Below are 20,868 nucleotides of genomic sequence, written 5' to 3'. Positions count from 1 at the left end.
TTGTCGTCCATCGCGAGCAAGCTCGCTCCTACAATGTTTTCGACAAAAAGCCGCGTGAAACGATGTTTCACGCGGCTTTTTTGGTTACAGGGGTTTGGACCAATCCGCCAAACTCATGCCTGGTGGAAGCGCCTTGAGTAGCGCTTCGATGCTGTCGAAGCGTTTCTCATGAACAGTCGGCCAGGCCGGACGCTCAATGTAAACGCGGCCGGATTCAAAGTTGATATCTGTCCGTACGATCGCATTATCGCGGCTGCGATGAACCAGAAAAGTTTCGCTCAGTTCCTTTTTCAAGGTGTACATACCCGGTCGGGAGAGCATCTTTTCAATCTCTGGGGTCGACCGTACGTACCACGGCGTTTCAACTTGCAGGCGCAGGTCGCCTTTAACCAGTGCCTCATTCTTGCCTATTTGATCGGAGAGACTTTTGCCCGGATCAGGTTCGATGCCCCCGGATCGACCTTCGGCGACATCCTCGGCGCGCAGGCCGACAGCGCCTTCCAGTTCACTGACACCGGCAACGCCTTCAAACGTGTTCGAGTGGGAGTTCCCCATCAGTGCCACCCAGTTGTGTGGCCCGCGTGCGGCCTGGTCAGCCTCGATGACAGTGTGAGCGTAGAAATTCATCATTTTCTGCCGTGCCGTCGGGTCGGCGACTGTCATGCCTTCAACCCGATAACTGGCCAGGCAGTCGATGGCTTGAACCCGTATGCCGTGGCGGTTGGCTTCCTTGACCAGGTTGAGAAATGTGTCGCGTTGCAGCGGATCGGTCAGCTGGCCTTCGTCGAGTTGGCGCAGGTACAGCTCAAGATCCCGAGGCATCACTGAAGTCCTGGCGAAATTGTCCAGTGCTGCCTGATGAAAGTCCGTGAGCAGGTGTTCGGAGTAGAGGGTCTTCACGCCCTTGTTGGCCAACGCCTCCATATTGTCGATGAGCCACTGCTTGCTGCCGATATCGGCATGGCTTTCACCGATAACCAGCCCACGGAACTCCTCGAACAATCGCTCGATGAACGCTTGCGCGGACAGTCCTGCCTCCAAATGCGCAATCGACGGACGCGTCGGAAGACTCAGTCCGGCATAAAAGCGCGCGGCAGCCTCATACAGTTGTTTTCTCAGCGCCTTGAACGTGTCATAGGACGAGTTACCGTCCAGCGTAGCGATGGAGTCGCTCAACAGGCGAGGGTCACCGCCCAGTACAGCGCTTTTCAGTTCGGCTCGCGCCTGCACCGGGATCTCATAGGGCGAGGTGATTCGAGGTGGGTCCGTTATCGTCAAGTCGGGGGCTTGCGGCGCCACTGTGCCGGGGACGGAGGTCGATGGTTCGATGTCCGGCAGCGTGCCGGGGCCGGCCAATGGATCAATGCGCACCTGCACCTGCGACAAGCCTTCATGTTCGAGGGCCTCGGCCAGTTCATGCATGCTATCGAAGTGACGGCCGCTGACCATGGTCCATCTCGGACGGATGATGAAAAAACCGGCCCCATCCTGCTGGACCGGCGTGTGCACCAAGGTGCCATCGCCACTGCGGTGAACCAGAGTGGACGGCTCCTGAAACATGAACTTGCCGGGCTTGGGCAACGCCTCCTCAAGGGTGCGGACCGTAGCCCTCGCAGGTTCGGCGCGCAGTTGCAGGCGCAGGTCGCTCTTCAGTTCATCGAAGTTCCATCCCATTAAATCCTTGACCTTTTTGCCCGGATCAACCGTCAGCCCCTGTGCCTTTCCCACTGAGACTTCATCAACCCGCAGTGCCACTGTACCTTCCAGTTCGCTGAGTCCGGCGACCTTATCGAACGTACTGGCGCGACCCTCATCCACCAGCGCCACCCAACGGTGAGCCCCCCGGGCGGCCTGATCGGCGCGCAGGGTAGTGGCCGAATAGTAATTCATCATTTTCCGGCTGCTCGCCTCAGTCGTCCCCTCCATGTGCGGAAAGCGCCGGCTGGCCAGGCTATCGATGGCTTGGACGCGGATGTGGTTTTTCTGCGCGGTTTTCACCAGCTCGGTATAGGAATAAGGTCCGGCCGGGTCGGTCTCGAAGCGAGTGTCCAGCGCCTTCAGATAACGTTCAAGTGCGGGCGGCATCTTGCCGGTCTTGTGGAAAATATCCAGATCCGCTTGATGGAAGTCGGTGAACAGGTGATCCATGTACAGGGTTTTGATCTTTTGCTTGTTCAACGCCTTGAGGTTGTCGATCAGCACCTGTCTGGCGCCGATGCCGGAACTGTCTTGTCCGATCACAAGACCGGGGTTCTCCTGGAACAGGCGCTTGGTCATTTCAGCAAACGACGTCGTCGGTTTGAACGCCGGTACGAGCGGACGCGGCGGTAATTCAGGGCCTGCATAGAAGGTGACAGCGTCGTCGTACAGCGTGCGGCGCGATGCCTTGAAGTCTTGATAGAAACGGTCGCTGCTGTCTTGCGGGTCCAGCGGAAAGTAATCGACGTCAGCTTCCGCCACCGGTTGCAGTGCCGGTCTCGACGCGGGTGGCACGTCGTATGCCAGCGGCTGCAATTCCACCTCGGGCAAAGGATCGGCTGTGTGTCCGAAGGGCCACTTGCCGAAAATCTTCCCCCCGCCCCTGAGGCCCGTGCGAGCGGCGGGCTGCCATTCCAGGTATTCGTTCAAACGCACCGGTACATTGCGGTAAAACGAAAAGGGATTGTTCGGATCGATAATCACCCAGCCACGCAGTTGCTCGACATAGCGAACCTGGTAATAGCCGCCGCTCCCCGCGCGGCGCATGTAAATGTAATGCTTGCCCGACGCGGTCTGGAGGATCTCCTTGAACTTGGGTTCGCCCGCTTCGATGCGGGTGCCCTCGGTGATTTCGGTCTTGAAGGACGCGAGAAAATCCTCCGGCTCCGCGGGCAGGATGCGAGTCGGCGCGATCTCTTCCAGAGCAGGCAGCGGCGTGCGGGCGATTGCCGCTTCGGCCAGTTTTTCTTCAGGAACGAAGAAGGCCTCGGCCTCGGCAATTTCCGGCAGACGGCCACTGCCCTTGATAAAGGTTGCGTTGAACAGGGTATCGATCGTCGCGAAAATCGCGCCCAGCGTTGCGGCCTTGCGCTCGCCACGGGTCTTGCCATTAATCGCCTGATCAATTTGCAGGCCGACGTTGGCGATACCGGCACCGACGACCGCCAGCGCCACCGGCCAGCCGACGGCTGCCATGGGCCCAAACATGCGGCCGAAGGCATTGAGATAGCCGACCCACAACTTTTTCCGCAGGTCGCCATTGGTGTGCATCATGAACGTGGCATCGCTGATCATGCGCACATGGGTGGCGCTTGCGAGGAACGTGAAGGCATCCTCATGGAACGCTTCGCTCGTGTGTTCGATCAGGGTGTGATCGGCGCTGTCCCACGTGCTGACCAGTAGGTCCAGGACATGGTTGAGCCCGACATTTTCGATATGCGGTGCGCGCCATAACGTCGAGGCCAAACCCACCACCGGCCCGAATGCCCAGAGCCATTTTCTTTTCGCCACGGCGCGCCAGGAGGTGTCTTCCATGATGTCGTGGTCGGCGACCTGAAAGTGCGCGAGGAAGCGCTTGCGGTCAGCCGGTTTGCGGGTCTGTGACAACACCCACCAATGCAGATCGCGGGAAGTCTGGAAAGCGTGCAGCCCCCAGACTTCGCCGGGTGTGTAGAGAATCTTTCGGCCATGGCCGTCGATGATGCACAGGATATCTGTCGCCACGTAGTCACCGATTTTCAGCAAGCTGAGGCGCAGTCCATCGTCCGGCGGCACTTCCTCTTCAAGCATCTGCAGCGTTATCGGCCAGCTCACATTCCCGGCCACTGCTTTGATTACGGTTCGGAAGTTGTCATCCGACAACCGACCGCCCTCGCGGTCCTCCATGGCTTTGGCCAGGAAGGTGCACTTGGCCAGGGTGCGGAATGTCTTGCTGTGCTTGGTCCAGAACGAAGCGACCTTTTGATCGAAGAGATCAGCAAAGTTGATCGCCCAGAAATCCTTCAGTACTTCATTGCCATGCAGCCGCACTTCATTGGTTTCGTCGAAATCTTCGACCTCCGGCCCCGCCGTGTAGAAGCCACCATCGACGTCCAGCATATCGGCGTTGTCCTGATCGCCGACGCGGAACCGCTGGATCACCAGTTGCGGCAAGGTCATGGACTCAGTGGGTTTTGCGCCATGGTGTTCCCAGCCCGTGAAGGCTTTCCCGCTGCTGCTGGAATATTTGAAACGGTGCCAGTAAACCTGCTCGGGTTCCAGGTGGGTTATGCCGTGTTTGAGCAGAATATCTTTGGCAACCTCGCAGGCCATTTCGTACATGTCGGGGCAGGCCTGGATCAACGTGGGTACCAGACCCTTGAGTGCCAGCCTGTCAGCGGCGTTGGGTAATGCTGTGCTTTCTGAAGTGTCCACAGTCTTTCCTTGATCGTGGTGTTGGAAGTCATCCGATCATTTCAGGGGGCGCGGGGCAGGTCTGTCAGCAATCGGGTTGATCGGTTGTCGTCTCAATAGGCGGGGGGTATGGGAAAACGTCCCGAGGTGGGTGCGATTCCGGTGCGGGCGGGACGCGTACGCCCCGCCCGCGGTCTCGGTTAATGGTGGGTCAGATCGGGATGCGGCTTTGCAGGCTCAGGCCCATTTGATTCAGGCTTTGGGAGAGTTGCTCCAGGCTGTCGAAGGGAACGCCGCTGACTTGACCCCAGGTCGGACGATTAATGGAGTAACGCCCGTCGGCGAGCGTCTGGACCGGTGTTTGCACAAGCTGCTCGGTATGACTGCGGTGAAACAACGTGTAAACGCCTTCCGACCGCTCAAAGCAATACATGCCAGGACGGCTGAGCAGTCTGTCTAGCTGCTGCTCGTTGCGGGTGACGGTAGGTGCCTCCATTTGCAGGCGCAGATCGGCGTAAAAGGTATCGACTTTTCCGCGTGCCAACTCATTCTGAGCGAAGGGCCCCCTTTCTATGGCGATGCCGGGGTCTACTGAAATACGCTCACCTTGTCCCGGATTGACTTCTTCAATTCGCAATCCAATGCCGCCTTCAAGTTCACTGATGCCCGCCACTTCCCTGAACGTGTTGGTATTCTCGACACCGGTCAACACCACCCACTTATTGACCGTATTCATGGATTTATCCATGAACATGATGTCGGCGGTCAGATGGTTCGTACTCATCTGCTCTTGAACCCGCGCGAACGGCCTTGACTTTCTATAGGTGGCTGCACAGTCGGTGGCCTGGACACGAATCCCGTTTTGCCTTGCGGCTTTTACCAGCGCCAGTTCATTGAATTGCCCCGAGGGGTCGGTGCCGAGGCGGGTCAAATATTGTTCCAGATCTTTGGACATGACGCCGCTCTTGAAATAAGCGTTCAGGTCGGCTTGGGCAAAATCGCTGAGCAGGCGTCGCACGTACAGGGTCTTGACGCCTTGCTTGGCCATAGTTGCCAGGTTTTCAATCATGAACCGCATGCTGGTAATGCGCCCCATTGTTTCACTGATGACCAACCCGGGTGAGTTCTGGAAAACCTGAGTGAGGAGGTCCGTTATGGTCGTTGACGCATTGACGGCTGGAACCTGCGGGCGCGGCGGCAGGTTGGCCCACGGGAGGTTTTGGTAAAAACGCAGGGCGGAGGTCAGTAGTGATCTGGCTTTTTCGGCGAAGTACAACGCATACCGATCCACAGTGACCAATCCGCCCATGGGTCCGATCCGCATCCGAAAGTGCGTTTCAGGTACTTCCAGGGCCCACCTACTCAGGCCCGATCGTCGCGCCAAATCGACGTCATAGGGCGTTTTCACCAAACCAATTTGAGTCGATGTCGAGGGCTGAGGTTCGGTGAGCGGCGGGTCAGGCATCGAGCCCGCTTCAGGTGCAGGTTGCTCTGGTTCGCCTGATACGGGTTCGCGAACGTCCATCTCCAGCTCTACCGTGCATTCCTTGCCCAGGCACTGGCCTCCACCCTTGAGTCCCAGTTGTGTCATGCGCTCCCAGTTACCTTCGGCATTCAAGCGCACCGGCAGTGAGTGGATGAACTGGTTCGGCCTGTCCGGATCGACGATCGCCCAAAACCCGTCGCCCTGTGAGGCATCGAAGTAACGCACGTAGTAGGCGGTGTCGTTCATCAGAATGGCGTAGGGAGGATCCGAGTCCAGCCGGTAGATCCCCTCAAACTTTCCGGGTTCAGCGACGGGGGTGTAGCCGTCCAGCAGCTCGTTGGATTGAAAGGTTTGCGGGATCTCGGCTACTTGCACCGTTTCAGACGCGGTGGGTGACACCTGTTCCAGGGCCGGCACAATCCAGTTCGATTCTTCGGATTCGACTTCTCCTGCGGTGCCTTCCATGGGTTGCGCGACTTCAAGGGGCTCGGTGGCTTCCGCCTCCGCGCCGACTTCCGCCAGTGACCCCGTGCCTTTCAAAAACGGCAGGTTGAACAAGGCATCAATGCCACTGAGGATCGCGCCGATAACGCCTGCCTTGCGCTCGGTCGACGTCTTGCCGTTGACGGCCTGATCGATGTTCAGGCCCATGTTGATGAGGCTGGCGCCAATCACTGGCAGGGCGACCGGCCAGCCCACGGCAGCCATCGGGCCAAACACCTTCAAACCGGCGCTCAGGTAGCCGATCCACAATTTTTTTCGCAGATCGCCATTGGACGTCAATGACAGATCGGCCTCGGCGGACATCGCCGACTGGGTCATGTCTCGCATCCAGCTGAAGGCATCGTTCGTCACGAGCTGGTCTTTTTGATTGAGCATGTGGTGGTCGGAATGGCCCCAGGTGCTGACGAGCCGATTCATCAGGTCAGTGATGTTCTGGTTGATGTCATGACGGTCGGCCAGTGGGAAATGGCTGAGGAACAGTTGGCGAGGGGCTTTTTCGTTCAACTGTTGCAAGAACCACCAATGCACGTCGGTCGGGGTTTGCAGCACATGAAACGACTCGGTTTCGCCCGGCGTGTAAATGATTTGCCGGCCCTCCGGATCGGTGATGCGCAGGATGTTGGTCGCCACATGACCGTCGATATCCAGCGCGCAAACACGCAGCCCATGGCCCGCCGGGCTCTCGGATTGCAGCATCTGCAGGCTGACCGGCCAGCTCAACGGGCCGATGACCGCGCTGACCACGGTTTGAAAGTCATCGTCAGTCAATACACCGCGATCCCTTGCTTCAACGGCCTTGCTGAGGAAATTGCACTTGGCCAGGGTGCGGAAGTCGTGGGAGAAGTCGTTCCAGAACGTTTGCAACTTATTGCGGTAAACGTCGCTGAAATTGATGTTCCAGAATTCCCTCAGCACCTCATCGCCATGCAGGCGGATTTCATTGGTGTGGTTGAACTCGTCGGCTTCCGGCCCCGCCGAGTAGAAGCCTGAATCGACATCGAGCATATCGGCGTTGTCCTGATCACCGACGCGGAACCGGTGGATCACCAGTTGCGTCAAGGTCATGGATTCAACGGGTTTTGTGCAGCAGTGGTCCCAGGCAGTGAATGCCTCCGAACTGCTACTGGAGAATTTGAAGCGGTGGAAGTAGACCTTGTCGGGGTCGTGGCCGACCACGCCGAACTTGGTCAGCAAATCACTGGCGACCTCGTGAGCGGTGTCCTGCAGACTCGGGCAAGCGGCGACAACCTTGACGGCGATGGCCTTGAGGGCGGCTTTGTCCGCCGCATTGGGCAGCGGAGTGCTTGGGATAGGGTTCATGCGCGTTCATTCCTTGAACTGTGGGCGTTTGAGGATCCCCGATTGATTGCCGCAAAGTGCGCTACATATGTACTACCTGTCGTGATGGGGGGTCGTGTAAGGCCAGATCCGCCTGCGGCCAGTCGCCGCGCCGCCCTTACTGTTTCTCAACCGCAGGTGTATCGTATTCGCCTTTTACGGGCCTGCGGGCCTGTCGCTGATACGTGAGGTAGTTGAGTTCATGTCCTTTTCCCGTCGCCAAATCCTCGGTGGCCTGGCCGGTCTTGTTGTCGTTGGCGTGGGGGCGGGAGGCGCGTCGCGTTACTGGCTGGGCAAGATGGCCGACGCGGACGCCGGTCATGACTATGAGCTGATCGCCGCGCCGCTGGACGTCGAACTGGTGGCCGGGCACAAAACCGAGGCCTGGGCGTTCGGCCCGTCGGCGCCGGGCACCGAGTTGCGCGTGCGCCAGGGCGAATGGCTGCGGGTGCGGTTCATCAATCACCTGCCGGTGGCGACGACGATTCACTGGCACGGTATCCGCCTGCCGCTGGAGATGGACGGCGTGCCGTATGTCTCGCAACTGCCGGTGCTGCCGGGGGAATATTTCGACTATAAGTTTCGCGTGCCCGACGCTGGAAGCTATTGGTATCACCCGCACGTCAACAGTAGCGAAGAATTGGGTCGCGGGCTGGTTGGTCCGCTGATTGTCGAAGAGCGCGAGCCGACCGGTTTCAAGTACGAGAAAACCTTGAGCCTCAAGAGTTGGCATGTCGATGACGTGGGCAACTTCGTCGAATTCAGCATTCCCCGCGAAGCGGCCCGTGGTGGCACGGCGGGGCGTCTGTCGACGATCAACGGCGTGTCGCAAGCGGTGATCGATTTGCCTGCCGGGCAGATCACCCGCGTGCGCGTGCTCAACCTCGACAATACGCTGACCTATCGCCTGAACATTCCCGGTGTCGAAGCGCAGATCTACGCGCTGGACGGCAACCCCATCGAGCCGCGCCCATTGGGTAAGGAATACTGGCTCGGTCCGGGCATGCGTATTTGCCTGGCGATCAAGGCGCCTGCGGCCGGTGAAGAATTGTCCCTGCGCAATGGCCCGGTTCGCGTGGGTACGTTCCGCTCTGTGGCCAATACCGACGCGCAGACCCCATGGCCGCCCGCGCTGCCCGCCAACCCGGTGGCCGAGCCGGACCTGGCCAATGCCGAGAAACTCAACTTCAATTTCGAATGGGTCGGTTCGGTGTCGGTGAACGTCGACAACGGGCGGCCGCCAAGCCTGTGGCAGATCAACGGCAAGGCCTGGGACATCACCGACAAGACCTGCGCCGACCGTCCGATTGCCAAGCTCGAGAAGGGCAAGAGCTACATTTTCGAACTGAAGAACATGACCCAGTATCAGCACCCGATTCACCTGCACGGCATGAGCTTCAAGGTGATCGCCTCGAACCGGCACAAGGTGATTCCGTATTTCACCGACACCTATTTGCTGGGCAAGAACGAGCGCGCGCAAGTCGCGCTGGTGGCGGATAACCCTGGGGTGTGGATGTTCCATTGCCATGTGATCGACCACATGGAAACCGGCCTGATGGCCGCCATCGAGGTGGCGTGATGAGGCAGATTCGTCCCGCCGCAATTATCGATCGCAGTCGTGATCGCGACTTCATGCGCGAAGCCCTGGCGCTGGCCGCACAAGGCGCGGCGCTGGGGGAAGTGCCGGTGGGCGCGGTGCTGGTACAGGACGGTGAAATCATCGGTCGCGGCTTCAACTGCCCGATCAGCCGCCACGATCCAAGCGCGCATGCCGAGATGGTCGCGATCCGCGCCGCGGCGTTGGCCGCCAGCAATTATCGCCTGCCGGGCAGCACGCTCTATGTGACGCTGGAGCCGTGCAGCATGTGCGCCGGGCTGATCGTGCATTCCCGAATTGCGCGGGTGGTGTATGGCGCGCTGGAGCCGAAGGCGGGGATTGTGCAGAGTCAGGGGCAGTTTTTTACCCAGGGCTTTCTCAACCATCGAGTGTTGTTTGAAGGCGGGGTGTTGGCGGAAGAATGCGGGGCTGTTCTGAGCGAGTTCTTCAAGGCCCGCCGCGCAAAACCAGCAGAATAAACACGGACCCAATGTGGGAGCGGGCTTGCTCGCGAAAGCGGTGTATCAGTCGATATTGATGTCGACTGATCCACCGCTTTCGCGAGCAAGTCGAATCGTCGCACCGCCGCTCCCACATTGGGATCTCCAGTGGTTTGGAGATGGGTGATTTATTTGCGAGCGACGATCACCGCCCGCATCGGCGCCGGCAGTCCTTCAATGGTCTTGCTGTGATCCTCGGGATCAAGGAAATCACTCAACGACTGATATTTCATCCATTCCGTTCCGCGCTGTTCCTCGACCGTTGTCACGCTGACATCCACGCACTTCACGTCCGTGAAACCGGCACGCCGCAACCAGAGCATCAGCGCCGGCACCGACGGCAAAAACCACACGTTACGCATCTGCGCATAACGGTCTTCCGGCACCAGCACCTGCTGCTGATCGCCTTCAATCACCAGCGTCTCAAGCACCAGCTCACCACCCTTGACCAGGCAATCCTTCAACGCCAGCAAATGCTCGATCGGCGAACGGCGGTGGTAGAACACGCCCATGGAAAACACGGTATCGAAACCTTCGAGTTCCGGCGGCAGGTCTTCAAAGGGAAACGGCAAGTGCCAGGCATTCGGCTCGGACAAGTAACGCTGAACCGCCTGGAACTGACAGAAGAACAGCCAGTTCGGATCGACGCCGATCACGCTGTCCGCACCGGCGCCGAGCATGCGCCACATGTAGTAACCATTGCCGCAGCCGACATCGAGGATGCGTTTGCCCTTCAGGTCCAGATGCGGCGCGACTCGCGACCACTTCCAGTCCGAGCGCCATTCCGTATCCACGTGCACGCCGAACAGATCGAAAGGACCCTTGCGCCACGGCGACAACCCCATCAGCGCGGTGCGCATTTGTGCGCGGGTTTCGGCGTCGCAATCGGTGTCCAGCGTCAGGCCGTTAAGCAGGTCGACTTCACTCGGCTGGATTTTTGGCAAGGCGTCCAGCGCACTCTGCCAGCGCTCCAGGTCGCCATGACCTTTCTCCATTTTCTTGTCGAGTTGCGCCTGCAAGGTGTTGGCCCAATCGGCCAGCGGCGTGCCGGCCAGACGGCGGGCGAGGGGGGACAGATCAATCATGGCAAGGCAATCAACGAGGCAAAGTTAAGACACTGGAACCACGGCACGACTTTCGAGAACCCGGCGGCCAAGAGGCGCTCGCGGTGTTCTTCAAGGCTGTCGGGCTTCATGACGTTTTCGATGGCGCTGCGCTTCTGGGCGATTTCCAGTTCGCTGTAGCCGTTGGCGCGTTTGAACGCGACGTGCAGGTCGGTGAGCAGCGCGTGTTCTTCGGGGTCGTTGAAACGCAGCTTCTCCGAGAGGATTAGCGCGCCGCCGGGCAGCAGCGACTGGCGGATGCGGCTGAGCAGCGCGGTGCGCTGGTCCGGGGCGATGAATTGCAGCGTGAAGTTCAACGCCACCACCGAGGCTGGCTGGAAGTCGAGGGCGAGGATGTCGCCTTCGATCACTTCGACCGGCAGCAGCTCCTGGAACATCGAGTCCTGGCCGTTGAGGTACTCGCGGCAGCGTTCGACCATCGCTGCGGAGTTATCCACAGCGATAACGCGGCAGCCATCGGTGCGCACGTGGCGACGCAAGGCTTGGGTCACCGCACCGAGGGACGAGCCGAGGTCGTAAAGCACGCTATTCGGCTGGGCGAACTGCGCGGCGAGCACGCCAAGGTTTTCAACGATGGTCGGATAGCCGGGCACCGAGCGCTTGATCATGTCCGGGAACACCCGCACCACGTCCTCGTTGAAGGCGAAGTCAGGCACCTGGGCCAAAGGCTGGGCGAAAAGGCGATCGGGTTCTTTGCTCACGGCGGTTCCAGCGGCGTAGGTGGAAAAGGCCGGCATTTTAGCCAACTTGGCGCGGGGATGCGCGGGTTGTCTGATAAACCGCCGGACTCACCTCGGCTTAAGAGGGTAAAACCCGTTGTGGCGAGGGAGCTTGCTCCCGCTCGGCTGCGCAGCAGTCGTAAACCCGGGTAGTCGGGTGCATCGGTTCAAACTCGGTTGAATGGTTTTGGGGCTGCTTCGCAGCCCAGCGGGAGCAAGCTCCCTCGCCACAGGGTCAGCGTACTTTCTGGGTGAACGCCGACGCGGTAATGCCCCATTGCCCCAGCCAATAACTGAGGATGATCACGTAGGGCGCGGCATGAAACGGCGCGACAAACCGATTGATGCCAATCACGCTGTCGGAGAACACAAACGCCACCGCGCCTGCCGCCGCCAGCAGCGCCGAGCGTTTGGGCACGTCGGTGCCAAGGCGAGCCAGCGCGCGCCAAAGCATGGCGCTGATGGCCAGACCGTAGACGATCACCGGGACCAGCAGCGGACCCAGACCATTGGCGATCAAAATTCCCAACAGCACTGCACCGACGCCCAGCGCGAGGATCAGCGGCAGCACCGCCAATCTCCGGCAATCGCTCAAGTACGCTTTCAAGTAGGCAAGGTGGGCGACCAGAAACGCCCCAAGCCCGAACACGAACAGATCCCCCGGCCACGCGAGCAACACGTCGCCTAGCAGGGAAAAGATCAATCCAAGGCTGATCCAGCGCCGATACTCACTGGGTGGCGCGTCGTGCAGCCAACCGAGCAAAGCCAGCACGGGCAACGGTTTGACCAACAGGCAGAGCAGCGCGGCGTGCACGCTCAGCCCGTAGAGGAAGGTCACCGCGCCCATCAGCGCCAGTATCAGCCAACCCACGATCAGTTAACCGAGATCGCGCAGTCGAAGGTTTCGACCGGCAACACTTCCGGTGCCCACGGTTGTTGCGAGGTCAGACGCAAGCGCCCCGAACCGGCGGTGAATGCCTGAAAGCGCCAGGTCGACACACCGGCCGCACCCACGACACCGGCATCTTCCGGGTTGCGATAAACCTCTGGCCCCAATGCGCGCAACACGCCACCGGCCGAATCCTGGATCGCCCAGCGGTAACCCGTGGTCGGGTTGCTCGGCAGGGTCAGAATCAGGTTTTGTCCGCTGCTCATTTTCAGCGGGCATTCGCTCTGTTTTTCCACGGTCACGTTGTGCTTCGGTTGCGAGGCACAGGCGGCCAGCAAGGAGAGGGCGAGAGGGACAAACAGGCGGGTGGGGGACATGAGGTCAGTGGCTCCGGCATTCACGACGAACGGTGAGCATAACTGAAGATGAGACAAATTGTGACAGCGCCGGGATTCCGCGTTGTGAGTGCCGACGCCTTCGCGAGCAAGCCCGCTCCCACATTGATCGAGTATTGAGCTGGTTACTCGGTCTAATGTGGGAGCAACTGTCTTCACCATGCCATTCGTCACCGCCACTCGGTGCCGTCGCGTAGCATGGCATTCAGCCTGATCAACAGCACCCGCATGCAGGCAAGAGCGCGACTTTCGCGCTCTTGCCTCGCTCTCGAAGACCGTCATAGCGAGCCTTGAAGTCGGCCTGATGGCGAATTACGACCCAGCAAGACATGTAAAGTGCACGTCTAACACGGGCTCGTCCTCCATATATTTGACGTTTCCCGCGGTGATTGCCGCTGTCCTCGTTCAAGGGCGCGATTCCCGCCAAGGCCGCAATCTCCCGGCGATCAAGTTCGCCTAGCTCGGGTAGATAAACCAGCAAACTGGCAGTGGCGACCGTACCGATACCCTTAACGGAAATGAGCCGTTCGGCTTTTTCTGCATCCAGATCGCGCATGCTCTGATTGATGACTTTATCGAGCTGCTTGATCTGCGCTTGCAGGTAGCGAACATGGTCTTTGATCAACGCGATAACGGCGGGTAGCTGAGCCTGCTGAAGTCGGCGCTTATTGTCGTCTCGTTGCTGGACGAAGTGCTCACGCTGCTGAACCAGTTCGCGCAGCGCTTCACGTTCAGGCGAAATAACCTTGCTGCGTGACGCACTCAGCACTTCAGCGAAGTCCGCTAGAACAGCTGCATCGATAGCGTCGGTCTTCGCGTTCTTGCCTATTGCCACCGCAAAGTATCTGGCTCGGCGAGGATTGACTCTGAGAACTTTGAAGTTTGCGCCTTGCAGGGCTGCCATGGCATTGCGTTCATAGCCCCCGGTGGCCTCTAGCAAAATCATGCCGACGTCAAACTGACTCAATCGTTGAATCAGCTCAAGAAACCCTTCTGAAGTATTTGAAACGTCGAAACCTTCGTTCTGCGGTTTAACCCAGACGACAAGGTTTGATTTTGAGATGTCGATCCCAACCCAGGAAATCATGGCAAAACCCTCTTACACTCAGATGTGAGAGTGCTCTGGCTTTGCCCACGCTTGTGACTTCGAGTGGCTGCTCGTCCAACTGTTCGGGCTTATGGGCCAGAGTGGAAAGGTGGATGGCAGCTCTGCTCCCACACGTGCTTTGAGCACCGCGGACTTACAGCTTGCCATTCACCTCTCTCACCCCAGAGTTTATCCCTAGGCATAGACACAAGCGGGCTTGCTCGCGAAGGCGATCTCGCAGACGCTACATCACTATCAGAACAACACCTTCGCCACATCCGCAAACCGCTTGGCGAAATGCACAGTAATCCCTTCCTTCAAATAATCCGGCAATTCATCAAAACTCCCACGATTCGGCTCCGGCAGAATCAATTCGAAAATCTTCTGCCGCCGCGCCGCGATCACCTTCTCGCGCACCCCGCCAATCGGCAGTACATGCCCGGTCAGCGTCAGTTCGCCGGTCATGGCCACGCCTTTCTTCGGCGCTTGATTGCGCGCCAGCGAAAGAAGCGCGCTGGCCATGGTCACGCCCGCGCTCGGACCGTCTTTCGGGGTGGCACCTTCCGGCACGTGGAGGTGGACGAACGCCTCGTCGAAGAACTTTGGATCGCCGCCAAACGACTTCAGATTCGAACTGACGTAGCTGTAGGCGATTTCCGCCGATTCCTTCATCACGTCGCCCAATTGCCCGGTGAGTTTGAACCCCCGGTTGAGCGTGTGAATCCGCGTCGCTTCGATCGGCAAGGTTGCACCGCCCATGCTGGTCCAGGCCAGGCCCGTGATGACGCCGGTGCCGGACAGCACTTGCTCGTTACGGAACACCGGATGGCCCAGTGAGGCTTCCAGGTCCTTGGGAGCAATTTTGATCACCGCTTTCGGCTCGTCGATCAGCTTCACCACGGCTTTGCGCACCAGTTTGCCCAGTTGTTTTTCCAACTGCCGCACTCCGGCTTCGCGAGCGTAGCCGTCGATCAACGCTTTCAACGCGCTGTCGCTGATGCTCAGGCTGCCTTTGGACACGCCGGCCTTCTCCAGCTGCTTCGGCCATAGGTGACGCTTGGCGATGGCGATTTTTTCTTCGGTGATGTAACCCGACAGGCGAATGACTTCCATCCGGTCCAGCAACGGGCCGGGGATCGAGTCCAGGGTGTTTGCGGTACAGACGAACAGCACTTTCGACAGGTCCAGACGCAGATCCAGGTAGTGATCGAGAAACTCGACGTTCTGTTCCGGGTCCAGCGTTTCCAGCAGTGCGGAAGCCGGGTCGCCTTGATAGCTCTGACCCATCTTGTCGATTTCGTCGAGCATGATTACCGGGTTCATCACTTCGACGTCTTTCAACGCCTGCACGAGTTTGCCCGGTTGCGCGCCGATGTAGGTGCGGCGGTGGCCCTTGATCTCGGCTTCGTCGCGCATGCCGCCGAGGCTGAAGCGGTAGAACGGCCGGCCGAGGGATTCGGCGATGGACTTGCCGACACTGGTTTTACCCACGCCCGGCGGGCCGACCAGCAAGACGATGGAGCCGCTGATCTCGCCTTTGTAGGCGCCGACCGCGAGGAATTCGAGGATGCGGTCCTTGATGTCGTCGAGGCCGGCGTGGTGTTTGTCCAGCACCTTGCGCGCGTGCTTGAGGTCGAGTTTGTCCTCGCCGTACACGCCCCACGGCACCGAGGTTGCCCAGTCGAGGTAATTGCGGGTGACCGTGTACTCCGGCGACCCGGTTTCGAGGATCGACAGCTTGTTCATTTCCTCTTCGATGCGTTTCTGCGCCTGTGCCGACAACACTTTGCCTTCCAGACGCTGTTCGAACTGTTCGATGTCAGCGCTGCGATCGTCTTTGGTCAGGCCAAGTTCTTGCTGGATGACCTTGAGTTGTTCCTTGAGGAAGAACTCGCGCTGGTGCTCGCCGATCTTGCGGTTCACTTCGGCGGAAATTTCTTTCTGCAGGCGCGCGACTTCGACTTCCTTGCGCAGCATCGGCAGGACTTTTTCCATGCGCTTGAGCATCGGCACGCAGTCGAGCACTTCTTGCAGTTCGCTGCCGGTGGCCGATGTAAGGGCGGCGGCGAAGTCGGTCAGCGGCGACGGATCGTTGGGGCTGAAGCGGTTGAGGTAGTTTTTCAGCTCTTCGCTGTACAGCGGGTTGAGCGGCAACAGTTCCTTGATCGCGTTTATCAGCGCCATGCCGTAGGCCTTGACCTCGTCGGTCGGCTCGGTCGGCTGGTGCGGGTACTCGACTTCCACCAGGTACGGCGGGCGATGGTGCTTGAGCCAGGTGCGGATGCGCACGCGGGTCAGGCCTTGGGCGACGAATTGCAGTTTTCCGTTTTCGCGGCTGGCGTGGTGCACCTTGACCAGCGTGCCGTAGAGCGGCAGGGCCGAGGTGTCGAAGTGGCGCGGGTCTTCCGGGGGCGTGTCCATGTAGAACAGAGCCAGGGATTGATGATCGGATTTGCTCACCAGATCCAGCGTTTCAGCCCACGGTTCTTCATTTACGATGACCGGCAGCACTTGGGCCGGGAAGAACGGGCGGTTGTGGATCGGGATGATGTAGACCTTGTCCGGCAGGTTCTGGCCGGGCAGGGCGAGGCCTTTGCCGGTGGAGTGGTGTTCGGCGTTCTCTGGGTCGGCGTATTCGCTCGGGTCTTCGGGGAATTCCTGCTGGTCGCTCATGGGGCACCTGCACAATGGGGTATGGGTCTTAGATGGGGCAGGTGGGGGGTGCTTTCAATGGCGGGGGATATTTCCGGGTGTGCGTTCAGGATCTGGACAGGTCTTGGCGGGCTGGCAGCCGGCCGGTCATTTACTGATGTACATGGTCTCCTGTGGGAGCGGGCTTGCTCCGGGCGGCGTTCCGACGAAAGCGGTCTGACATTCAACATTGATGCCGACTGATCCACCGCTTTCGCGAGCAAGCCCGCTCCCACAAGGTTTTGCGTGGTTCTCTAGAGCGACGACTGGATCTTGATCCCGCCAATCAGCGCGTCATCGACCTTGTCCACGCCACCGGGGTGGCGGATGTATTGCAGGTTCGGGGTATGGTCAGCCAGTTCGTGATGTGCACGCCGTAATAGAGTTCGGCGCTGTATTCGGTGTCTTGCGGTGGCAGGAAGGACGGGGCATCGAAGGCGTAGACCGCACGGGCCTCGTGAAGATTGAATGGCAGAATCGTTTCAGCTTATCGAGTACAGGAGAGTGTTCTGTTACAAATAGAGAAAGCGCTTTTACCGACATGAATTCTTTCGGATCGAAAAAGATCGCAGCCTTCGGCAGCTCCTACATTGGAAGGTGTACGCCTGTAGGAGCTGCCGCAGGCTGCGATCTTTTCAAGGTCACCTACATTTAACAGATAGCGCGCACAGCCCTTCCACCCGACCAGCCCCTCGGCTAAGGTGCGCGCCTTCCATTTCATTCCCGCTCGAAGGCCCGGCATGACCGAACAGAACAACAACCCGCTGCATGGCGTGACACTGGAGCAAATCCTCAATGCTCTGGTTGAACATTACGAATGGTCGGGGCTGGCCGAGCGCATCGACATCCGTTGCTTCAAGAGTGACCCGAGCATCAAGTCGAGCCTGACGTTTCTGCGTAAAACCCCGTGGGCGCGGGAGAAGGTCGAGCGTCTGTACGTGAAGTTGATACGCACCAAGCGACCGCTCTGAACATGGTCATCCCGCCAACCGTGCGACGTCGCTTTGTGGCCGTGGCCGCAGTCCTCGGCTGGGCGGGACTGAGCATTCAGATGTACCTGATTTTCTACTCGCGCTGGACGCTGGGGGCCAGTCTGCTGGGCGGGTTGATGAGCTTCTTCAGTTACTTCACCGTGCTGACCAATACGCTGGTGGCGACGGTGCTGACCTGTGAACTGACGTCACGCGAATCGGCAGCGCGACGCTGGTTTTTGCAGCCGTGGGTGAGCAGTGGAATTGCCGTGAGCATCGTCGTGGTCGGCCTGGGGTACAACGTCTTGTTACGCCATTTGTGGCATCCCGAAGGCTGGCAATGGCTGGCCGATGAGCTGATGCATGTCGTCATGCCGCTGCTGTTTCTGGCCTGGTGGTGGTTGTGTGTGCCCAAGGGCACGTTGCGGTTGCGGCACATTGCGCTGTGGGTGATTTACCCGCTGGTGTACTTCGCTTATGCGCTGCTGCGCGGGCATCTGCTGGCGGTTTATCCCTATCCGTTCATCGGTGTCGACAAATTGGGTTATCCACAGGTGTTTGTGAATGCGGGTGGGTTGTTGGTGGGGTTTGTGATTATTTCGTTGCTGGTGATCGGACTGGACCGAAGACACTGCCGAAGGTGAACGTTACCTGTGGCGAGGGAGCTTGCTCCCGCTGGGTTGCGAAGCAGCCCCACACCTTGAAATCGCGATTCGCCTGATAAGTACGGTTCACAGGTTTTACGATTGCTGCGCAATCGAGCGGGAGCAAGCTCCCTCGCCACAGAAAGCCTGCCAGCCTTGCACTTTTTGTCACTCGTCGTCGCTGTCATCCAGCCGCCAATAGCCGACCGCTTTCACGAATTGATCGTTCAGGCCATGCTCGTCCAGCAGCACCCGGCGAATCTGTCGCGACACCTTGGTCTCGGTCGCCACCCACGCGTACAGATTGCCGCTGGGCACTTGCAGTTGTTTCACGCTGGTCAGCAAGTTGTTCCGGCCACCCTCGCGCAGCACCCAGATCACATTGACCTGCGCCGGGCTTTCAAGCTTCTGCTGCTCCGCGCCGTTTTCCACTTCGATAACCACCAACGCCCGGCGATTGGCCGCCAGGCCCTCCAGGCGTCGAGCGATGGCGGGCAGGGCGGTTTCGTCGCCGATCAGCAAATAGCTGTCGAACATGTCCGGCACGATCATCGAACCCCGTGGCCCGCCGATGTGCAGGAATTGCCCGGGTTCGGCCTGTTCGGCCCAGGTCGAGGCAGGACCGTCGCCGTGCAGCACGAAGTCGATGTCCAGCTCCAGCGTGTCCAGGTCATAGCGCCGTGGCGTGTAATCACGCATCGCCGGCATCGGCCGGTTGTCTTTGCCGGCACCCAATACCATCGTTTCCAGGGCCGCTTGTTCGGCCGCGTTCTGCGGGAACAGCAATTTGACGTGGTCGTCCGTACCGAGGCTGACGAACCCGGCCAGTTCAGGTCCGCCCAGGGTAATGCGGCGCATGCGCGGGGTCAGGTCGACCACTCGCAGCACTTCCAGACGACGGCGTTTGATTTCATGCATGACGCGGTGAATGGTGTGCTCGATCACTTCAGTCATTCGGCGTTCTCCTGAAAGGGTTGCACGAGAGGGCCATCGACGATGGCTTTGGCGGTGTCGTTGAGCAGGTCGCGCACCCGCAGGATTTCTTCCGCGCTCCAGCGCCCATGGTGCATTTGCAGCGCATGACGCAAGTTATGCACCGCTTCATGGATCTCGGCCGGCCTGTCGTGGCCACGCAATGAACGCTTGCTGACGTCGATGCGCATCCGCACGCCGTCTAGGGCAATCGCCTGCTCGCTTAAAGACAGACGTCCGGCGTCGGTCACGCTGTAGCGTTTTTTTCCGCCATCGGCATCGCCCTGAATCATTTCGCTTTCTTCAAGAAACGTCAGGGTCGGATAAATCACACCGGGGCTGGGGCTGTAGGCGCCATCGAACATGCCTTCGATCTGGCGGATCAGGTCGTAGCCGTGGCAGGGCTGCTCGGCGATCAGCGCCAGCAGCAGCAACTTCAGATCGCCTGGGGCGAAAACTCGCGGACCGCGACCGCCGCGTTCACGGCCGGGGCGTTTCTCGAAGCCGTCGCGGCCGTCGCCGTGTTCGCGATGGGGGGAATGATGGTCTCTCATTTTTCTGCTTCTCTCGTCATGTTTAGACATAACTTAAGATATATCTTAATTGGTGGGCAAGGCGTTTTTTGAGAACCTGTCGCATTGGCCGACGAGTGGTGATGCGCGTCCAATCTGCATTGAGAGCGCTGGCGGATACTTTTGATGCCCGCGACCGTGTTCGCGGGGAAGTTAAAGCTATCGCTCTAATATTAGTTGAGCTTATATTCTAAAATATGCGAGGCGGCGGTATCGCTAGTTGAAGTCGCTGTATGGTTTTTTCATTGAAACTGTAGGTAGGGCATAACTTACAGTCGCTATTTTGTATTTCGATATTTTGAACTTTTTTCTTTCCTTTCGTGGAGTAGTTTAACTACGCGTCCATCGGAAGTTGCCTGCTTACATTCCAGAACGAACAGTCGATCATGCCCCAGCGTTGAAAGTCAAAACCAACACGACCCTTTCGGAATGCGTTGTTTGAACTTTCAATGAACCGATCCCTTAAAGAAAACAGGTACTGAATGATGTTCAAGAAATTCGCAATCGCTGCTCCACTGGCTGTACTGGCTCTCAACTCCTCCCTGGCCTTCGCTGCGGGCGAAGCGGCTCATTCCATCAGCCTTGTTGCTCACGTGCCAACTAATGGCTTCTATGTGGTTCCGACTGACTCGGACCTGGTCAACAAGGACCAGGACATGAGCTTCCAGCCGACCACCGGCAAAATGCGTGAAGTCAACGGCTTCTTCGACGTGCGCAACAACAACGGTTCGGTTCACGCCAGCCTGGAAAGTGCGCCGAAACTGATCTCTGGCGCCCAAGCCATTGATTTGAAAGTTGAGTTCAACAACAAGGAACTGACCCTGACTCCACAAATGGTCGTGGGTGAATCCGAGTCCGATGTGAACTACCGCGCGCCGCTGAAAATCAGTGCCAAAGGGACAACTTTCCAACCGGGTGACTACACCGGCGTGGTCGCCATGACCTTCGACGCTGTGCCTCCGGTTGTCACTACTCCTTGATCGAACGATCAGCAATAAGCGCTGGTTC

The 20,868-nt window shown here is 59.0% G+C and carries 14 protein-coding genes and 2 pseudogenes; 5 read left to right on the top strand and 11 right to left on the bottom strand.

Annotation, left to right across the window (positions count from 1 at the left end; translation table 11 throughout):
• Positions 1 to 84 precede the first annotated feature (84 nt).
• On the bottom strand, positions 85 to 4,392 hold the full coding sequence (locus ACYZTL_RS10390; RefSeq protein ID WP_461951716.1) for a membrane-targeted effector domain-containing toxin: 4,308 nt from the start codon (positions 4,390 to 4,392) through the stop codon (positions 85 to 87).
• 190 nt (positions 4,393 to 4,582) lie between these two features.
• Positions 4,583 to 7,681, bottom strand: coding sequence for a membrane-targeted effector domain-containing toxin (locus ACYZTL_RS10385; RefSeq protein ID WP_461951715.1), 3,099 nt, complete (start codon positions 7,679 to 7,681; stop codon positions 4,583 to 4,585).
• A gap of 220 nt (positions 7,682 to 7,901) precedes the next feature.
• Here ACYZTL_RS10385 and ACYZTL_RS10380 point away from each other — a divergent pair, with 220 nt between their 5' ends.
• Together ACYZTL_RS10380 and tadA are read left to right on the top strand one after the other, a co-directional pair.
• Positions 7,902 to 9,278, top strand: coding sequence for a multicopper oxidase family protein (locus ACYZTL_RS10380; protein WP_461951714.1), 1,377 nt, complete (start codon positions 7,902 to 7,904; stop codon positions 9,276 to 9,278).
• On the top strand, positions 9,278 to 9,775 hold the full coding sequence (gene tadA, locus ACYZTL_RS10375) for a tRNA adenosine(34) deaminase TadA (protein ID WP_461951713.1): 498 nt from the start codon (positions 9,278 to 9,280) through the stop codon (positions 9,773 to 9,775). The genes ACYZTL_RS10380 and tadA overlap by 1 nt, the downstream gene beginning before the upstream one ends.
• A gap of 149 nt (positions 9,776 to 9,924) precedes the next feature.
• On the opposite strand, the gene cmoB is transcribed toward tadA, so the two are convergent.
• From cmoB to ACYZTL_RS10340, 7 genes and pseudogenes are all read right to left on the bottom strand, one after another.
• The gene (gene cmoB / locus ACYZTL_RS10370; RefSeq protein ID WP_461951712.1) at positions 9,925 to 10,881 is read right to left on the bottom strand and encodes a tRNA 5-methoxyuridine(34)/uridine 5-oxyacetic acid(34) synthase CmoB; all 957 of its coding nucleotides are present in this window, start codon (positions 10,879 to 10,881) and stop codon (positions 9,925 to 9,927) included.
• Positions 10,878 to 11,657 carry a carboxy-S-adenosyl-L-methionine synthase CmoA gene (gene cmoA, locus ACYZTL_RS10365; RefSeq protein ID WP_174602671.1) on the bottom strand — a complete coding sequence of 260 codons (780 nt, stop codon included), beginning with the start codon at positions 11,655 to 11,657 and terminating at the stop codon, positions 10,878 to 10,880. Before cmoA ends, cmoB begins: the two co-directional genes overlap by 4 nt.
• 217 nt (positions 11,658 to 11,874) lie before the next feature.
• Complete coding sequence (locus ACYZTL_RS10360; protein WP_461951711.1) at positions 11,875 to 12,510, bottom strand: lysoplasmalogenase; 636 nt, start codon at positions 12,508 to 12,510, stop codon at positions 11,875 to 11,877.
• A gap of 2 nt (positions 12,511 to 12,512) precedes the next feature.
• Complete coding sequence (locus ACYZTL_RS10355) at positions 12,513 to 12,905, bottom strand: protease inhibitor I42 family protein (protein ID WP_461951710.1); 393 nt, start codon at positions 12,903 to 12,905, stop codon at positions 12,513 to 12,515.
• A 188-nt stretch (positions 12,906 to 13,093) separates the two neighbouring features.
• Positions 13,094 to 14,010, bottom strand: a pseudogene (locus ACYZTL_RS10350) (IS110 family transposase).
• A gap of 255 nt (positions 14,011 to 14,265) precedes the next feature.
• On the bottom strand, positions 14,266 to 16,683 hold the full coding sequence (gene lon, locus ACYZTL_RS10345) for an endopeptidase La (RefSeq protein ID WP_461951709.1): 2,418 nt from the start codon (positions 16,681 to 16,683) through the stop codon (positions 14,266 to 14,268).
• Positions 16,684 to 16,955: 272 nt separating this feature from the next.
• Positions 16,956 to 17,161 (bottom strand): annotated as a pseudogene (locus ACYZTL_RS10340) (carbohydrate porin); the annotation flags it as partial.
• 280 nt (positions 17,162 to 17,441) lie between these two features.
• Between ACYZTL_RS10340 and ACYZTL_RS10335 the strand changes: the two are divergent.
• The gene (locus tag ACYZTL_RS10335; protein WP_461951708.1) at positions 17,442 to 17,672 is read left to right on the top strand and encodes a VF530 family protein; all 231 of its coding nucleotides are present in this window, start codon (positions 17,442 to 17,444) and stop codon (positions 17,670 to 17,672) included.
• Positions 17,673 to 17,674: 2 nt separating this feature from the next.
• Positions 17,675 to 18,316, top strand: coding sequence for a Pr6Pr family membrane protein (locus tag ACYZTL_RS10330; protein ID WP_461951707.1), 642 nt, complete (start codon positions 17,675 to 17,677; stop codon positions 18,314 to 18,316).
• Positions 18,317 to 18,484: 168 nt separating this feature from the next.
• Here ACYZTL_RS10330 and ACYZTL_RS10325 read toward each other — a convergent pair whose 3' ends face one another.
• Entirely contained in the window at positions 18,485 to 19,270 is a 786-nt protein-coding gene (locus tag ACYZTL_RS10325) for a siderophore-interacting protein (RefSeq protein ID WP_461951706.1), read from the bottom strand.
• Positions 19,267 to 19,842, bottom strand: a complete 576-nt coding sequence (locus tag ACYZTL_RS10320) for a PadR family transcriptional regulator (protein ID WP_461951705.1) — start codon at positions 19,840 to 19,842, stop codon at positions 19,267 to 19,269. Before ACYZTL_RS10320 ends, ACYZTL_RS10325 begins: the two co-directional genes overlap by 4 nt.
• Positions 19,843 to 20,345: 503 nt before the next feature.
• On the opposite strand from ACYZTL_RS10320, the gene ACYZTL_RS10315 reads away from it, so the two are divergent.
• Positions 20,346 to 20,840 carry a CS1 type fimbrial major subunit gene (locus tag ACYZTL_RS10315; protein ID WP_461951704.1) on the top strand — a complete coding sequence of 165 codons (495 nt, stop codon included), beginning with the start codon at positions 20,346 to 20,348 and terminating at the stop codon, positions 20,838 to 20,840.
• Positions 20,841 to 20,868 lie beyond the last annotated feature (28 nt).

The sequence above is a fragment of the Pseudomonas sp. LB3P81 genome (genome assembly GCF_054897965.1).
This window is presented reverse-complemented; position numbering and strand designations above follow the sequence as displayed.

What these genes read in the sequence shown, in the direction of transcription:
- ACYZTL_RS10385 (WP_461951715.1), bottom strand. Translation starts at nt 7,681, where the DNA reads ATGAACCCTATCCCAAGCACTCCGCTGCCCAATGCGGCGGACAAAGCC.
- ACYZTL_RS10380 (WP_461951714.1), top strand. Translation starts at nt 7,902, where the DNA reads ATGTCCTTTTCCCGTCGCCAAATCCTCGGTGGCCTGGCCGGTCTTGTT.
- tadA (WP_461951713.1), top strand. Translation starts at nt 9,278, where the DNA reads ATGAGGCAGATTCGTCCCGCCGCAATTATCGATCGCAGTCGTGATCGC.
- cmoB (WP_461951712.1), bottom strand. Translation starts at nt 10,881, where the DNA reads ATGATTGATCTGTCCCCCCTCGCCCGCCGTCTGGCCGGCACGCCGCTG.
- cmoA (WP_174602671.1), bottom strand. Translation starts at nt 11,657, where the DNA reads ATGCCGGCCTTTTCCACCTACGCCGCTGGAACCGCCGTGAGCAAAGAA.
- ACYZTL_RS10355 (WP_461951710.1), bottom strand. Translation starts at nt 12,905, where the DNA reads ATGTCCCCCACCCGCCTGTTTGTCCCTCTCGCCCTCTCCTTGCTGGCC.
- lon (WP_461951709.1), bottom strand. Translation starts at nt 16,683, where the DNA reads ATGAGCGACCAGCAGGAATTCCCCGAAGACCCGAGCGAATACGCCGAC.
- ACYZTL_RS10335 (WP_461951708.1), top strand. Translation starts at nt 17,442, where the DNA reads ATGACCGAACAGAACAACAACCCGCTGCATGGCGTGACACTGGAGCAA.
- ACYZTL_RS10330 (WP_461951707.1), top strand. Translation starts at nt 17,675, where the DNA reads ATGGTCATCCCGCCAACCGTGCGACGTCGCTTTGTGGCCGTGGCCGCA.
- ACYZTL_RS10325 (WP_461951706.1), bottom strand. Translation starts at nt 19,270, where the DNA reads ATGACTGAAGTGATCGAGCACACCATTCACCGCGTCATGCATGAAATC.
- ACYZTL_RS10320 (WP_461951705.1), bottom strand. Translation starts at nt 19,842, where the DNA reads ATGAGAGACCATCATTCCCCCCATCGCGAACACGGCGACGGCCGCGAC.
- ACYZTL_RS10315 (WP_461951704.1), top strand. Translation starts at nt 20,346, where the DNA reads ATGTTCAAGAAATTCGCAATCGCTGCTCCACTGGCTGTACTGGCTCTC.